Origin of the sequence: Kitasatospora sp. NPDC057936, from assembly GCF_042887525.1 — a bacterium.
Lineage (GTDB): Bacteria > Actinomycetota > Actinomycetes > Streptomycetales > Streptomycetaceae > Kitasatospora.
Window position 1 is genome coordinate 37459 of the sequence record NZ_JBHVPD010000024.1, and the last position, 16284, is coordinate 53742.

The window sequence follows — 16284 nt, forward strand, 5'->3', positions numbered from 1 at the left end:
CGATAGCACCATGCGGTCTCAGTGCACCGCTTCGGAGGTCGTCTCCAGGACCGCCTCCCGCTTCGGCAGCGCCGGCGCCTTGCCGCGCGCCCCGCGCGAGAGCAGCACGTAGAGCGCGGCCGCGAGCGCGCCCGACAGCACGAAGCTCAGGTCGATCCCGCCGGTCAGCGGCAGCAGCGGCCCCTGGTAGGCCGGGGTGTCCACCGCGCACAGGCCGAGCGCGCTGCCCGCCGCCCAGGCCACCGTCGCCGGGACGTTCCAGCCGCCCCGGTACCAGTAGATGCCGCCGCGGGTGCGCTGGTTGAGCACCTGGAGCGAGTGCTGGTCGTAGTCGCCGCGGAAGCGCCGGTGCCCGATCAGCGTGATCACGGCCCAGGGCGCGCCGATCGCGGTCAGCACCAGCACGAAGGAGGTGACGGCGTCCTGCGCGTTCCACACGAAGTGCCCCAGGAAGACCAGCACGGTCGAGAGCGCCGCCACGACGTAGGTGGCCTGCAGCCGGGTGGCGCGCGGCAGGATCGCGTCCAGGTCCAGGCCCATGCTGTACAGCATCAGGCCGGTGTTGCCCGCGCTGCCCAGCAGCCCGTTGATCAGCAGCGGCAGCAGGAACCAGGCCGGGGCGCCGGCGATCAGCCCGTGCACGTAGTCGTTGCCCGCGCCGGTCGCGACGGCGGTGAAGGTGCCGAACACCTGGGGGATCAGCAGGCCCAGGAACAGGCCCAGGCACGTCGACCACAGCACCTTGCGCGGCGCGTGCCGGGCCGGGGAGACGTACCGGGTGTAGTCGCCCAGCAGGGTGATGAACGCGATCGGCCCGCTCAGCCCGGCCGCGACCACCGCCAGCAGCCAGGTCGGCCAGAATCCGCCCAGCAGGTAGGCGCCGTGCGCCGAGCCGTCGAAGTGCGGGGCGAACGCGAACAGCCCGGCCAGCAGCAGGGCGCCCATCGCCCACATCAGCACCCGCTCCAGCTTCAGCAGCAGCCGGTAGCCGAACACGGCCGCGGTCGCGCTCAGCACCGCCAGCACGCTGTACGTCGCCACGTACGCGACGCCGTCGGCGGGCAGCCCCAGCATCCGGTTGAGCGCCCCGACCACCACGTCGCCGCCCACCCACAGCGCGAGCGCCGTGTACCCGAGCGACAGCAGCAGGCCGACCACCGAACCGATCAGCCGCCCGCGCACGCCGAAGAACGCGCCCGAGCTGGTCGACAGGTTCGTCGCGGTGCGCAGCGACACCAGCGCGAGCGGCGCCGTCAGCACGATCCCCGCGACGGTGCCGAGCACCAGCGCGCTCAGGCTCGCCCAGAACGAGAGCCCGAACGAGACCGGCAGCCACCCGAACACGACGACGCCGAACGCGAGGTTCGAACCGACGAGGATGCTGACCACGTCCCGGGGAGTGCTGGTGCGGTCGGCGTCCGGGATGGTGTCCACCCCGTACTGCTCGATGTGGGTGCTCTGCGGCATGAGGGAAGCCTTCTGGTGCAGGAATCCGCCCGGAATCGGTCACTCCGGACGGCCTGCCAATCCTTCGCCACCCGTCGCCGCCGCAATAGGGGCGATCCGGACGAACCGCCGCCTCCGGATTCCGGACGCGCCTTGTTGCATGCCACAAAGCCGCAGGTCACGGGCGCCGTCCTGGGGCGAACCCGGCCACGGCCCCGGGCCCGGCGTATGGAACGCGCTCGGAAGGCCGCCCCGGGCGTCAAGGAAGCGCCAAGAAACGCCACCCGTGGTTCTTCCGGCGATTGGCTGGAGGCGAACGCGGCACCGCGGTGAACGGCGGCCCGCGAACGACGACCCGAGGACGACACCATGCACGGCAACCGGCGGTACGACGACTGCGGCACCACCCGGGTGGTGGTCGGGGTCAGCGGCTCACTGGGCAGCCTCGCGGCGCTGCACCGCGCCGCCGCCGAAGCCCGGCGCACCGGCGCCGCGCTGGTGCCGGTCCTCGCCTGGGAGCCCCCGGGCGGCGAGCTCGGCTACCGCCGCTCGCCCTGCCCGCCGCTGCTCACCGCCGCCCGCGACGCCGCCGACCAACGGCTGCGCGACGCGCTCGACGCGGCCTTCGCCGGCGCCGACCCGGGGGTGCCGGTGCACCCGGTGGTCGTCCGCGGCGAGACCGGGCCGGCGCTCGTCCACATCGCCGACCGCCCCGACGACCTCCTCGTCCTCGGGCACGGCGGCGGCCTGCTGCGCCGCGGCTTCCGGCGCTCCGTCGCGTCCCACTGCCTGCGCGAGGCCGCCTGCCCGGTGCTGACCGTCCCGGCCCCGCCGCTCCAGCGCGAGCTGGAGGCCCTGCACCGGCGCACCCGGTGGCACCTGCCGATCGGCCACGTGCCCGAACTCGTCGGCACGAAGGGGTAGTCGCCCGTGCGGATGTACTCGGCGCGCCCCGGCGGGCAGCGCTACCGCCCGGTCGTGGACCGGCTCGCGGTGGCGGTGTCCGGCACCGTCGCGCTCGTCGCCGGGGGCGTCCTCGCCCTCGGCCTCGGCACGCTCGGGGAACTGCACTCGGGCTGGTTCGCCCTGGCCGCGTACGCGGCGCTCAGCGGGCTGACGGGCGCGTTCTCCCGGCCGTCGGCGGCGCCGGTGATCGGGCTGTCGGCCTGGCTGTGCTGCAACGCGTTCGCCGAGCACCGGCACGCCGAGCTGGGCTGGTCCGGCCCGTGGCCGGAGGGCGGCCACTTCGCGCTGTTCACGGCCGCGGCGCTGCTGGTGGCGCTGCCGAGCGCCGTGCCGCGCCGGACGGTCCGGGTCGCGAGCGTGCGCCTCGGGCGGCGGCCGGGCCTCTGACCCGGCGTCCGGCCTGGGCCCCGGCCCCGGGCGTCCGACGCGGCCGCCAAGGCGGCGTAAAGATCGGCGGGCGGCGCGTCAGGGAGTCGTCAGGAACGGTCGGCCGGGCGCCCGGCGAACCTAGCGTGAGCTGCGCAGAAACGGTTCGGCGCCGGGCTTGCAAGGGCCCGTCGGCGAACCGCGCCGACCCCGGGTCCCGGCCGGTTCCTCCGGGACTTTCGGCAGCCGGTGGAAAACAGGTGAAGGGGGCGCGCGGCGATGCCTACAGGTACGTCGAGCGGTACGGTCGTCGTTCGGACAGCGGAATCGCCCGGGGAGGCGAGCCCCGCCACGGCCGGACCGCCCGCCGGGCCGCGCGCCCCCCGCCCGTGGAAGCCCCGGAGACCGGCGGCACGCCGGACCTGGACCACGCCCCGGCTGGTCCGCGTCCTCACCGGCACCTGCCTCGCCGCCCTCGCCCTCTCCGGCGTCGTCACCGCCACCGTCCTCGGCGGTGCCCACGACGGCACCGACGCCATCGGGCACAAGGCCGCCCCGCAGGTCGTCCGCTCCGCCGACCTCTACTTCGCGCTCAACGACATGGACGCGCAGGCCGCCAACCTCCTCCTCTACGGCGCCGACCCGGACTTCGCCAAGGCCCGCCGCGAGAGCCTCGACACCTACGACCAGGGTCGGAACCAGGCCGCCACCGACCTCCAGCAGGTCGCCGAGGCCACCGCCGACGACCCCGCCGGGCGCGCCGCCGTCCAGACCGTCATCGACGAACTCGGCCGCTACCAGGCCCTCGTGGCCCAGGCCCAGCTCCTCGACGACCAGGCCCACGCCGCTGCGGGACGCCCGCCCGCGGACGCCCTCGCCGCGTACCGCTCCGCGACCGACCTGCTGCGCCAGCGCCTCCTGCCCGCCGCCGACAGCGTCACCGCCGCCAACGCGGGCACCGTGGAACGCCGGTTCGCCGCCGAACGCGGCGACCTCGGCAGCGGCCGCTGGTGGATCGTCGCCGCCGGGGTGCTCGCCCTCGCGGCCCTCGCCGGGCTCCAGCGGCTGCTCGCCGTCCGGTACCGGCGCGTCCTCAACGCTCCGGTCGCCGCCGCGACCCTGCTCGCCCTCGGCGGGCTCGTGGGCGGCGTCGTCCTGGTGAACCGGGCCGCCGACCACCTCGTCGTCGCCAAGCACGACGCCTTCGACTCGGTCATCGCGCTCAGCCGCGCCCGGGCGACCGCCTACGACCTCAACGCCGACGAGAGCCGCTTCCTCAGCGACCCGAGCCGGGCGGCCGCCTACGAGCAGAGCTACTTCGACAAGACGCAGTCCTTCGCCCGCGTCGGCGGCACCACCCTGGCCGGCTACCCCGCCGCCCTCGCCCCGCTCGCGGACCACCACCGGGCCGACCACACGACGATCGGCTTCGGCGGCTTCCTCGGCGACGAACTGCACAACATCACCTTCGTCGGCGAACAGGACGCCGCCGAGCGGGTGCTGGCGGCCTTCCAGGACTACCAGCGCGACGACCACAAGATCCGCGACCTCAACGCGGCCGGGCGCCTCAAGGAGGCGATCGCCTTCGACACGGGCACCGCCGCCGGTGAGTCCAACGCCGACTTCGCCCGCCTGGCGGCCGCCGTCGACGACGTGCAGGCGATCAACCAGAAGGCCATGGACCGGGCCGTCGCGGCGACGGACGACGACCTGGACGCGGTGACGGCGGCCCTCGGCGCCGCCGTGCTCGCGGTGGCACTGGCCCTCGTCGTCGCGGGTGTCCGCCCGCGCCTGCGCGAGTACGCCTGAGCCCGGATAGGGCCCTCAGCTCCGCGGCGGGCGGGCGATGCGCAGCCCGGCCCGGCCCAACTGCGCGGTGATGTCCGCGAGGTACCGCTCGGCGTCGGCCACCGTCCCGATCCCGCCGGCCCGCCGCCGGATCCGGTCGTGCTCCTCCGGGTGCAGGCGCGCCTCCTGGATCGCGGCCGTCTCGACGAACCCGCGCAGCGTCGCCGTGACGGGCCGGCCGGGATCGGCGGGGGCGGCGGCCTCCGCCTTCCAGGTCACGCCCGACTCGGCCGGGTCGGGCAGGGTGCCGGGCGTGTCGCGCGGGGCGTCGGCGGAGAGCAGGTGGAGGAAGTCGTTGGCGCGCGCGTCGCGGTCGGTGAGCGGGGCCAGTCCGAACAGCCGTTCCACGGTGGCGAGGAGCGAGCCGTGGTCGTACTGCGTGTGGTCGATCAGGTTGCAGTTCCGTCCGGCCCGGTCGCCCGGCGCGGCGGCCGGGACCCACGGCGAGACGACGACGGCGGGCACCCGGACGCCGAGCCGGTCGAAGCGGAAGCCGTGGGCGCTGTGCTCCGGGTCGGTCCGGTCGCCCGGCGGGACGGCGGCGGGCGGCGGCACGTGGTCGTAGAAGCCGCCGTGCTCGTCGTAGGTGATGACGAGCACGCTGGACTCCCAGAGCGGCGAGCGCCGGAGCGCCTCGTAGACGTTCTTGATCAGGGCCTCGCCGTCGGTCACGTCGTCGAGCGGGTGCTGGCTGTTGCCGCAGCGGAAGTCGCCGCCGTGGGTGAGGACGTGCCCGTAGTCCGGCTCGATGAAGGTGTAGGCGGCCGGGTACGCGGGGTCCTGGAGGTGCTCGGCCAGGTCGTCGAGGTGGTGGTAGTGCTCGACGGTCGTCGCCAGGTCCATCCCGGCCAGCGCGCTGACCTGGGGCAGGGCGTCGCCGGCGTAGACGCGCCACGGCAGGCCCTTGTCGTCCAGGGCCTCGTAGAGCGTCCCGTGCTCGAAGGTGTAGCCGCTCAGGCGCGACCGGACGGTGTCGACCGGGTCGGGGCTGTGGTCGAGGCCGGCCGAGCTCGCCGCGTGCAGGAAGAAGCGGTTGGGCCAGGTCGGCCCGGGCAGGGCGGAGAACCAGCGGTCGCAGACGGCGAACTCGCGGGCCAGGGTGCTGAGGACGGGGAGCTGCTCGGCGGTGAAGCAGGCCATGACGGCGCCGGGGTCGGCGAGGCCCTCCGCGTCCTTCTTCACCGTCGCCTCGTTGGCGTAGTTGTCGACGAAGCCGCCCAGGGTGATCGGCGGGTAGGTGCCGTCGTAGGCGCACCGGTCGTCGTGCGGGCTGCCGGTGATGGGGGTCGAGGCGAGCTGGAGCCGGACGTCGCAGAACTCGTGCGGCGGGTCGACGGGCAGCGCGAAGGGCGCGCCGATCCGCACGGGGTACGCGGTGCCCGCGTGGTGGTTGCTCGCGCCGGTGTCGGGGCCGTCGACGGTGGCCGGCGCGCCCGTCACCGCGTCCGTGCCGACGCCGTGATGGAGGACGCCGTCGGTCACCGTGCCCGTCGACACCCCCAGCATGTGGTCGAAGGAGCGGTTCTCCAGGACGAGGACGAAGACGTGCCGGATCCGGCCCTGCGGGGCCGGCGCCCGGCCGGCCCGCAGCCCGGCGAGCCAGGCCCGCCACTCCTCGCGCTCGTGGGTGATCGCCTGCCGGATGCGTTCGATGGGCTCCATGGGGTCACCCCAGCACCGGTGGTGACGGACCGTCAAAGACCCACGCCGGTCCGTCCGGGCGGTCGGCCGGATGCGCTGATGGATGTCAGTCGTCCGCGTGGAGCTCGGTGGGCGTGGCGATGACGTCCACGAGGGCGTCGCCGCGCAGGACGGTGAGGGGCAGGGGGTGGCCGATGGCGTCGGCGAGCATGAGGCGCTGGAGGGACTGGGCGGTGCTCATCGGCTCGCCGGCCGCGGTGAGGAGGAGGTCGCCCTGGCGGAGGCCCGCCCGGGCGGCGGGGGCGTGCGGGACGACCTCGACGATCCGCAGGCCCGCCTGTTGCCCGGTGCGCCGGCGCAGCGCGGGCGGCAGGGGTGCGGGGACGCCCGCGAGGCCGAGGTAGGCGCGGCGGATGCGGCCCTCGGCGAGGAGGGCGGCGATGATCTGCCGGCTGGTCGCGTTGATGGGGACGGCGAGACCGAGGCCGTTGCCGGCGACTGCCGTGGTGATGCCGACCACCTCGCCGTCCGCCGTGGTGAGCGCGCCGCCGGAGTTGCCGGGGTTGAGGGCGGCGTCGGTCTGGATGACGTCGTCGATGACCCGCACGGCGCTGCCCGCCCGCGCGGGCAGCGAGCGGCCGAGGGCGCTGACGACGCCCGCCGTGACGGTGCCCGCCAGCCCGAGCGGATTGCCGACGGCGACGACCAACTGGCCGACGCGCAGTGCCGTGGCCTCGCCGAGCCGCACCGGCGGCGGGGTGGCGCCGTCGGCGCGCAGGACGGCGAGGTCGGAGAGCGGGTCGGTGCCGATGGTGTGGAACGGCGCGCTGGTGCCGTCGCCGAAGGCGAGCGTGCCGGCGTCGGCGTGGCCGACGACGTGGGCGTTGGTCAGGAGGAAGCCGTCCTCGGTGAAGACCACGGCGGAGCCGAGCGCGGTGGAGAACCAGCCGCCCCGGCCGCGCCGGGGCACCTGGAGGGCGGCGACCCGTGGGGTCACGGCCTCGGCGACGGAGGTCACGATCCGCGAGTAGGCGTCGAGGGCCGCCGCACCCTCGTCGGTGGCGCGGCCCGGCCCGGAGATGTCGGTCACCTGGCACCCCTTCGTGAGAGAGGGTTCTCCCCGGTGCCAACAACGCGGAGCCGCCCGGACTTCCGCGACGGCTGCGAGGGCCCGTTCCCGCTGCGGCTATTCCAGCGAGCCGCTCAGCAGCGCCGCCGCCGAGCAGGTCGCGGGCGCCGGGCCGCTCGCCGGCAGGCCCACCTGGCGGCAGGTGACGGTGACGGTGAGCTTCTGCTTCTCGCCGACGAGGATCGGCGAGCCCCAGTGGAAGTCCTGTTCGCGGAAGTTCTCCAGGGCGGGCGCGAGCAGGGGCGCGTCGCCGACGGCGATGGTGATGGTGCCGGCGTCGCCCTGCGGGTTCTCCAGGACGAGGTCGGTCAGCCGCAGCGTCTTGCCGTCCGGCACCTGGTAGGTCTCGGTCCGGGTGGCGCCGGCCGGGGCGGTGGCCTTGAGCCGCTGGGAGAAGAGCGCCGCCCCCGGCGCCGGCACCAGGCCGGTGCCGGGCGTCACGGCCGGCCGCGGGGAGGCCGTCCCCGCCCCCGAGGCCGCCTGCTGCGCGGCCTGCTGGGCGGCCGCGGCGGCGCCCTGGGCGTCGGCGGCCTTCTGCTTGGCGTCCGCCGCCTGCGACTGGGCGGCCGTGACCGGGCCGGCCACGGCGTTCTTCGCGGTCGAGCGCACGGCCGGCCGGAGCAGCCCGAACCAGGCCGCGGCGAGTGCCCCGGCGAGTGCCACCACCGCGATCGCCGCCTTCAACAGGCCCTTGGGCAGCACCGGTCGCTGGAGGTGGGTGCCGTCCAGCGCGATCGGCTCGCCCTCGCCCGGGGTCACCACGATCTGGAACGCGTGCGGCACGGCGGTGCCGCGCCACAGCCGCCGCGCGGGCCGCACGTCGGCCCGGACGAACACCGCCCGCCCCGGCTCGACCGTCGTCGCGGCGGCCGGGAGCGCGAAGCGCAGCAGCCCGCCCCGGTCGCTGCCGGCCAGCGTCACCGAGACCGGCAGGTTGCCCCGGTTGTCCACCGCCACCTGGTGCCGGCCGCGTCCGCGCCCCTGCGACATGCGGGGCGTCAACTCCGCCGTCAGCCCGGCGAACGGCAGCACCTCGACCACGCCCTCGGGCACCGTTGCCTGCTCCGGCCGCTCCTGCGGCACCACCCGCACGCCGAACGGGACCGGCCCGGCCGGCGTCGTGCTCTCCCGCGGCGGGCGGAAGCGCAGCACGACCCGCCCGGCCGTCCCGGGGTAGAGCGAGAGCGACTCCGGCTCCACGGCCGTCCAGGCCCCGGCCGGGCCGAGCACCTCGAAGCGGTACGCCTCGACGAGCTCGCCGCCGTTGCGCACCTCCAGCGAGGCCTGCGCCTCCTCGCCGGGCAGCACCTGGACGGCGGACGGGTCGAGGTGGGCCGATGTGGTCGTCATGCGCCGAGCGTAGGAAGCCGTCCGGCGGCGGGCAGGTGCCCGGCGGCCAGCCTTCGGGGCAGTTCCGCTGCCCGTTAAGTCGTTGTGGAGTGCCTGATGATTTGCCGGGTGTTGACTCGTCGGGACGGGAAGCGCCCGGCGGTCCGCCGACCGCCGGGCCGGGGGCGCCCGCGGGTACGGCCGGGCGCGCGAGGGCGGAGGACGCGATGCGCTATCACGGCAACACCGGCGGCGACCGGATCCCGGTCCGGATCACCGCCGAGGACCCGGTCTCACGGGCCGGGCTGGCGGGCCAGCTGCGCACCTGCCCGGAGGTCCGCCTGCTGGACGGCGCCGGGCCGGACGGGCCCGACGAGCCGGGCGGGGAGGACGGGCGGACCGTCGTGGTCGTCGCGGTGGACAAGGTGGGGGAGGAGGCGCTGCGCACGCTCCGCCAGCTGCGCCGCACGGCGGCCGGGCGGATCGTCCTGGTCGGCACCGAACTGGACGACGCCGGGCTGGTCGCGGCCGTGGAGTGCGGCGTGGTCGGGGTGGTCCGGCGGCGGGAGGCGACGGCCGAACGGCTGGTGCAGGTGATCACCGCGGCGGCGCGCGGCGAGGGCAGCGTCCCGGCGGACCTCCTCGGCCGTCTGCTGGAGCAGGTGGGCCGCCTGCAGCGCCAGGTGCTCGACCCGCGCGGCCTGGCCTTCACCGGGCTGGCGCCGCGCGAGGTGGAGGTGCTGCGGCTGGTCGCGGCCGGCCGGGACACGGCGGAGATCGCCGAGGAACTCTCCTTCTCGGAGCGGACGGTGAAGAACGTCCTGCACGAGGTGACCACCCGGCTCCAGCTGCGCAACCGCTCGCACGCCGTGGCGTACGCGCTGCGCGAGGGGCTGATCTGAGCCGCGTGCGCGAGGGCCGGACAGCGTCGCGTGCGCGCTGCGCGAGGGCTGATCCGAGCCGCGTGCCCGAGGGCCGGACCGTGTCGCGTGCGCGCTGCGCGAGGGCTGATCCGAGCCGCGTGCCCGAGGGCCGGACCGCGTCGCGTGCGCGCTGCGCGAGGGCTGATCCGACGGCGCCCGTGGCCCGATCGGGCAGGCACCGCTACCCGGACCGCTGCCCCGGCCGCTGCTGCCGGTCGGGGTGGCGGCGGCCAGGGTTGCGGTGAGGAGGAGCATCCGGATGCCGTCGGCCCGCCCCCGGCGTGCGCGGGGGAACCGTCCGGGGGGACACGGTGCGACGACGCGTTACGACCCAGGGCCCGCTGCGGCGGTCGTTCCTGGCGCTGCTCTCGACGGCGCTGGTGGCGGCCCTGCTGGTGGCCGTCTCGGCGGCGGTCCGCCCGGGGCGCCCGGAGCCGATGGCGCCCGCCGCGGCCGAACCGGCGCCCGGGCGGATCGCCTACACCTCCGAGGACCAGGAGCACCGCGCCCTGGCCCTGGCCGACGGCGGCCGGCTGACCGCGCTGCTCGGCGCCGCCCAGGCGGGCGACGACTGCCAGCCGTCCGCCCGCGGCGACACGGTGGTGTGGGTGAGCGACCGCAGCGGCACCGGTGAGAGCCTGCTGTGGCGCCAGGGCGCCGGGCCGGTCAAGGTGCTGCTGGAGCGGCCGGGTTGGCGGCTCAAGCACCCGGTGCTCTCCCCGGACGGCGCCTGGGTGGCCTTCACCTCCTGGCAGCCGGGCGCGTCGGACCCGAGCCGCGACTGGTGCCGGCAGACCTCCCTCGCCGATCCGGACACTCCGGGGGCCGACGGCGCCGACCGCACGGCCTCGATCTGGGTGGCCAGGACCGACGGCGGCGAGCTGCGCCGCGTGGTGGTCGGCGGCGGCTGGGCGAGCTGGTCGCCGGACGGCGGCGCGCTCGCGTTCGAGCGCGGCGGGAAGCTCTTCCGGGTCCCGGTCGCGCCCGGCGGTACGGCGGTGCCCGTCGACACCGGCCCGGACCCGGCGCACCGGCCCGCCTGGGAGCCGTCGGCCGGGGCCGGGCACGACCGGATCGCCTTCGTCACCGTCCAGGGCGGCTACCAGGAGCTGGCGCTGGTCCCGGCGCGGGGCGGGGCCGTGCGGCCGGTCGCCCGGGGGTCCCGGAGCCAGTGGGTGAACAGCGACGTCGCGTGGTCGCCGGACGGCGGCGCGCTGGCCTTCCTCTCCGACGGCGTCTTCCGCGTCGACCCGGCGGGCACCTGCCCGGCCTGCCCCGGCACGGCCGTGCTGGACGGCGTCAACAACACCGTGGAGTCGGCCGGGTGGTACACCCCGGCGGGCGGGACGCCGACGGTCCTCGTCACGCGGCTCACCGAGTACGTGCCGCGGATCGAGGGCGTCCACCCGGCGCCGCCGCTGGACCGGCTGGACCTCAGGCCCCAGGCGGTGGACGGCACGGAGAGCACCGCCGACCCCGCCTGGTCGCCGGACGGCCGACGGCTCGCCTTCACCCGGACGGAGTACGCCCAGGGCAGCCCGGCGCCCACCGCGGGCCGGCCGCCGACCCGGGTCATGGTCGGCGACGCGACGGACCCCTCCCGCGCCACCGCGCTCGCCGGACAGGGGATCGACCCGGCCATGGACCAGATCGAGCCGGCCTGGTCGCCCGACGGCAAGCGGCTCGCCTTCGTCCAGACCACCCGGAGCTGCACCGACTGCGTCCAGGGCACGGCCGACCGGATCCTCGTGGCCGACGTCTCCGGCGGCGTCGACAAGGCGAAGGTGCTCCTCACCGTCCCCGCGCGCACCCGGAGCGGCTACAACTGCACCTCCACCGACTCCGACCCCGCGTGGTCGCCGGACGGCAGCCGGCTCGCGTTCTCGCGGGCCGGCACGTGCACGCCGATCATCCACCTGGCGGACCTGCGCGAGGCCCCGGCGCTCGCCGCCGTCAGCGGCGTGCGGCACCTCTGGTCGGTCGAGGCCGGCGCCGGGGGAGACCAGCGGGACCTCACGGCCGCCCAGTGCGGCGACCCCGACTGCCCCGTCCTCGACGAGCGCCCCGCGTACGCGCCCGACGGCGGCGGGCTCGCCTTCGCCCGGAAGCTGCTGGCCGCCACGCCCGACCCGAACTCCCCGCCGCCCTCGTGCACGTCCGGCTTCTGCCCGCCGCCGAACGGCCCGCCGCGCGCGACCAGCCCGCTGCGCGTCCTGCTGGAGCTCGGCCCCGACGGCGCGAGCTGCCACGGCGTCATCCCGCCCGCCCCGACCTGCCGCACCCTCGGCCCGGTCAACGGCTCGCCGCCGCAGCCGGTGGCCTTCTACCAGCCCGCCGACCCCGCCTGGTCGCCCGACGGCAGGCAGCTCGCCTTCGACACCGGGATCCGCAACGGCGAAACGCTGTCCGGGCGGATCGCGGTGGCCGACGCGGCGACCGGGACCGGGCAGGTCCTTCCCGCCCGCTACCTCGCCGATCACCGGCGCCCGTCCTGGCAGCCCACCGCCGACCTCGCCGTCGCCCTGACGGCCGCGCAGCCGCAGGTCTCCCTGGGCGGCACGACCGAACTGACCCTCACCGTCACCAACCTCGGCCCCGCCCCGGCCAAGGGCGTCACCGCCGGACCCGCCCTGCCCGCCGGGCTCCAGGCGGTCGGCGTCCCCGTCTCCTCGCAGGGCACCTGCCCGGCCTCGACGCCGTACCACTGCGCGCTCGGCGGCCTGGCGAAGGGGGCGAGCGCCACCGTCCGGCTCACCGTCAAGGGCGTGGCGACCGGCGCCCAGCGGGCCACCGCCCAGGCGGGCGGCGACGTGCTCGACCCGAGGACCGAGAACGACCAGGCGGAGACCGTGGTCACCGTCCTCGCCCCCGGTCTCGCCGTCACGGCCACGGCGACGCCCGGGTCCGTCCGGCCCGGCGAACCGGTGACGGTCGCCTTCACCGTGCGCAACCAGGGCGACGGGACGGCCTCCGGCGTGACGCTGACGCCCGTGGTGCCGGCCGGGCTGCGCGTCGTGTCCGCGACGCCCGCGTGCCCGTCCACCGGCTGCGTCCTCGGCGATCTCGGGCCGGGCGCGCAGACGGTGGTGGAGGTCGTGGTGACGGGTGACGCGGCGTTCGGCGGGCAGGTCACGGGGACGGTGACCAGCTCGAACGGGGAGCCGGTGACGGCGGGGGCGGGCGTCGTGATCACCGATCCCGGGACGGCGACGCCCACGGTCACGGCCACGATCACTCCTCCGCCGCCGACCGGCACGCCGAGCGCCACACCGCCCGACACGCGCTCGCCCGAGCTCGTCGTCACCGCCGCCGCCGACCCCGCGCTGATCCGCGTCGGGCAGCGGGCCACCGTCACCCTGACCGTCCGCAACGGCGGTGCGGTCCCGGCGGGCGGCGTCGTACTGACACCCGCCGTGCCGCCCGGGCTGCACGTCGAGCAGGGCTGTCCGCCCGCCGGCTGCGCGCTCGGCACGCTGGCGCCCGGGGGCGAGGCGAGCGTGGCCGTCGTGGTCACCGGCACCGCCGCCGGGAGCGCCACGGTGACCGGCACCGCGACCGCCCAGGGCCGGAGCGCCGGCGCCACGGCCACCCTGACCGTCGTCGACCCCGCCGTCACGCTCGACCCGAAGGTCGGCCCGCCCGGGCTCGTCACCCTCGCCCACGGCACCGGCTTCCCGCCCGGCGCCGCCGTCCGCCTGCGCTGGAGCGCGGGCGTGACCGCGGCCGCCGCCCCGGTGACCGCGGCCCCGGACGGCACCTTCACCGCGCCCGTCCTCGCACTCGCCCAGGACACCCTCGGCCCGCGCGAGCTGATCGCCACGCTGCCCGACCTGCCCGCCCTCGGCGAGGTGCGCACCGGGTTCGTGGTCGTGCCCGGCGTCCTCCAGCCCCAGCAGTACCAGGAGCGGCGGTGACACGGTGATCCACGAGGTCGACGAATCGCTGCGCACCCTCGTCCGGACCGAGGCCCTGGACGGCACGGACGTCGAGCTGGTCTTCGACGCGCCCACCCGCGACTGGGCGGCCCGGCGCAACACCCCCACCGTCAACCTCTACCTGTACGACATCAGGGAGGACCTGCGGCGCGGCTCCCGCGGGCGGCAGAACGTCTACGACGAGCAGGGCACGGTCGTCGCGCGGACCCTGCCGCCCCGCTACTTCAAGCTCTCGTACCTGATCAGCGCCTGGACCCAACGGCCGGAGGACGAACACCGGTTGCTGTCCGCGCTGCTCGCCTGCTTCCTGCGGCACACCGCCCTGCCGGCCGACGCCCTCGGCCCCGCGCTCGCCGCCACCGGGCTGCCCGTCCCCGTCGGCATCGCGCTGCCGCCACCCGAGGACCGGGCCTTCGCGGACGTCTGGACGGCGCTCGGCGGGGAGCTCAAACCCTCGCTCGACGTCGTGGTGAGCGCGCCCTTCGCCGTGGCCCCGGTCTACCGGGCCGGACCGCCCGTCCAGGAGGGCCTGGTGCTGCGCAGCGGCGAACTCGCGCCCCCCGCCGGGGAATCGGCCACCGTGCACGCCGCGCCGCGCCGACGGAGGGTGCGATGACCGACCCCGGCCTCGCCCACCTGCTGGAGCGGCTCGCCCTGGTCGAGGAGCGGGTGCGCCGGGCCGTCACCGCCCGCCGCGCCACCGACCCCGAACCGGACGACCCGTTCCGCGGCCTCTACCTCTCCGACGAGACGGTGCGCCGGCTCCTCGACGAACCGTCGGCCGTCCCCGCCCCCGACGCGGTGGACGCCGAACGGCTGGCGGCCGTCGAGGAGCGGGCGGACGCCGCCGAGCGGGCCGGAGGAACCCTCCGACTCCGTTTGCTGGCCGTGGAGTTCGACCTGAATCCGCTCGACACCGAACTCCTCCTCGTCGCCCTCGCACCCGACCTGGACAGCCGCTTCGAACAGCTCTACGGCTACCTCAACGACGACGTCACCCGCCGCCGGCCCACCGCCGGGCTCGCCCTGGCGCTGTGCGGCGCCCCGGCCGCCTCGGCCGCCGCCCGCCGACGGCTGGACCCGACCGCGCCCCTGGTGGCCCGCGGAGTCCTGCTCGTCGAGGAGACCGAACGCCCCTTCCTCAGCCGGTCGTTGCGCGTGCCCGACCGCGTCGCGGCGCACCTGCTCGGGGACGACACCCCCGACCACCGGCTCGCCGACCTCCTCACGCCACTGGAACCCGGGCAACCGGGCACCCCGGCCGCCCCGCTCGGCGCCGCGCTGGCCGGCGGCCTCGCCCTCGCCTACCTGCGCGAACCGCCCGGCGGCTCGGCCCGCACCCTCGCCGCCGACGCGCTGCGCATCGCCGGGCGCCGGGCACTCGCCCTCGACCTCGGGCAGCTCGCCCGCGACCCGGCCGCGCCCGGGGCCGTCGTCGCGGCCGGCCGGGAGGCGGGCCTGACCGGCGCCGGGCTCGTCGCCGGTCCCGTGGAGGCACTCGCCGCCGAACGTCCCGCACTGCTCCGGGCGTTGGCCGCGCTGCCGTGCCAGGTGCTGCTCACCGGGCGCGTCTCCTGGGAGCCCGAGTGGTCGTCGGCCGTGCCGCTCCTGGTGGACGTGGCCCGCACCGGCGCCGCCACCCGGGCCGCACTGTGGCGGGCGGCGCTGGGCGGGGCACCCGTCGACCACGACGCCGCCGCCGCCTTCGTCCTCACCCCCGACCAGGTGGAGCGCGCCGTCCGGACCGCGCACCAGCAGGCCGTCCTCGCCGGGGGCCCGCTCACCGAGGACCACCTCCTGCACGGCGCCCGCGCGCAGAACAGTGCCGGGCTGGAGCGCCTCGCCCGGCGGATCCGGCCCACGGTCGGCTGGGCCGACCTCGTCCTGCCCCCGCCCGTCCTGGCCCGGCTGCACGAACTCGCCGCCCGCGCCCGGCACCGCGACCGCGTGCTCGGCGACTGGGCGATGCGGCCCGGCGGCGGGCGCGGGCGCGGCGTCATGGCGCTGTTCGCGGGCGACTCGGGCACCGGGAAGACGATGTCGGCCGAGGTGATCGCCGGCGACCTCGGCCTCGACCTCTACACCGTCGACCTCGCGACGGTGGTCGACAAGTACGTCGGCGAGACCGAGAAGAACCTCGAACGCATCTTCACCGAGGCCGCCGGGGTCAACGCCGTGCTGCTCTTCGACGAGGCCGACGCGATCTTCGGCAAGCGCTCCGAGGTCAAGGACGCCCACGACCGCTACGCCAACGTCGAGAGCGCCTACCTGCTCCAGCGGATGGAGTCCTTCGACGGCCTGGCCGTCCTCGCGACCAACCTGCGCGCCAACCTCGACGACGCCTTCACCCGCCGGCTCGACCTGGTCGTCGACTTCCCCCGGCCCGAGGCCGGCCAGCGGACGGCGCTCTGGGCACGCTGCCTCGGGCCCGCGCTGCCGCGCGCCGACGACCTCGACCTCGAATTCTGCGGCAGAGCCTTCGAGTTGGCCGGCGGTGACATCCGCTCCGCCGCCGTCACCGCCGCGTACCTGGCCGCCGAGGCCGGCCGCCCGGTTGCCATGGCGGACCTGATCGCGGCGGTGGCGCGGGAGTACCGGAAGCTGGGGCGGCTGTGCCTGGAGAGCGAGTTCGGGCCGTACCACGCGCTCACCCGGCTCGCTGCGTAGTGCCCGTTCGGGCAGCGCGGGGTGTCCGGTCGGC

11 protein-coding genes are annotated in these 16284 nt (G+C 76.5%); 7 read left to right on the forward strand and 4 right to left on the reverse strand.

The features are described 5' to 3' along the window. Window positions 1-18: 18 nt before the first annotated feature. Complete coding sequence (locus ACFVU9_RS15570; RefSeq protein WP_387593664.1) at window positions 19-1467, reverse strand: purine-cytosine permease family protein; 1449 nt, start codon at window positions 1465-1467, stop codon at window positions 19-21. Between the two features lie 348 nt (window positions 1468-1815). On the opposite strand from ACFVU9_RS15570, the gene ACFVU9_RS15575 reads away from it, so the two are divergent. The 3 genes from ACFVU9_RS15575 to ACFVU9_RS15585 all read left to right on the forward strand — a co-directional run bounded on the left by ACFVU9_RS15575 (window position 1816) and on the right by ACFVU9_RS15585 (window position 4587). Then, on the forward strand, window positions 1816-2370 hold the full coding sequence (locus ACFVU9_RS15575; protein ID WP_380442657.1) for a universal stress protein: 555 nt from the start codon (window positions 1816-1818) through the stop codon (window positions 2368-2370). Window positions 2371-2376: 6 nt separating this feature from the next. Then, window positions 2377-2799, forward strand: a complete 423-nt coding sequence (locus ACFVU9_RS15580; RefSeq protein ID WP_380442655.1) for a hypothetical protein — start codon at window positions 2377-2379, stop codon at window positions 2797-2799. Between the two features lie 258 nt (window positions 2800-3057). Then, window positions 3058-4587, forward strand: a complete 1530-nt coding sequence (locus tag ACFVU9_RS15585) for a hypothetical protein (RefSeq protein WP_387593666.1) — start codon at window positions 3058-3060, stop codon at window positions 4585-4587. 15 nt (window positions 4588-4602) lie between these two features. On the opposite strand, the gene ACFVU9_RS15590 is transcribed toward ACFVU9_RS15585, so the two are convergent. From ACFVU9_RS15590 to ACFVU9_RS15600, 3 genes are all read right to left on the reverse strand, one after another. Beyond that, the gene (locus tag ACFVU9_RS15590) at window positions 4603-6288 is read right to left on the reverse strand and encodes an alkaline phosphatase family protein (RefSeq protein WP_387593668.1); all 1686 of its coding nucleotides are present in this window, start codon (window positions 6286-6288) and stop codon (window positions 4603-4605) included. Between the two features lie 85 nt (window positions 6289-6373). Then, window positions 6374-7357 (reverse strand): S1C family serine protease, encoded by a 984-nt coding sequence (locus ACFVU9_RS15595; RefSeq protein ID WP_380507389.1) that lies wholly within the window; start codon window positions 7355-7357, stop codon window positions 6374-6376. A gap of 96 nt (window positions 7358-7453) precedes the next feature. Beyond that, the gene (locus tag ACFVU9_RS15600) at window positions 7454-8746 is read right to left on the reverse strand and encodes a hypothetical protein (protein ID WP_387593670.1); all 1293 of its coding nucleotides are present in this window, start codon (window positions 8744-8746) and stop codon (window positions 7454-7456) included. A 206-nt stretch (window positions 8747-8952) separates the two neighbouring features. On the opposite strand from ACFVU9_RS15600, the gene ACFVU9_RS15605 reads away from it, so the two are divergent. The 4 genes from ACFVU9_RS15605 to ACFVU9_RS15620 all read left to right on the forward strand — a co-directional run bounded on the left by ACFVU9_RS15605 (window position 8953) and on the right by ACFVU9_RS15620 (window position 16250). Further along, on the forward strand, window positions 8953-9627 hold the full coding sequence (locus tag ACFVU9_RS15605) for a response regulator transcription factor (RefSeq protein ID WP_380442645.1): 675 nt from the start codon (window positions 8953-8955) through the stop codon (window positions 9625-9627). Between the two features lie 332 nt (window positions 9628-9959). Continuing rightward, complete coding sequence (locus ACFVU9_RS15610) at window positions 9960-13562, forward strand: hypothetical protein (RefSeq protein WP_387593671.1); 3603 nt, start codon at window positions 9960-9962, stop codon at window positions 13560-13562. 4 nt (window positions 13563-13566) lie between these two features. Beyond that, entirely contained in the window at window positions 13567-14199 is a 633-nt protein-coding gene (locus ACFVU9_RS15615) for a DUF4255 domain-containing protein (protein WP_380442641.1), read from the forward strand. Next, entirely contained in the window at window positions 14196-16250 is a 2055-nt protein-coding gene (locus tag ACFVU9_RS15620) for an ATP-binding protein (protein ID WP_387593673.1), read from the forward strand. Before ACFVU9_RS15615 ends, ACFVU9_RS15620 begins: the two co-directional genes overlap by 4 nt. Window positions 16251-16284 lie beyond the last annotated feature (34 nt).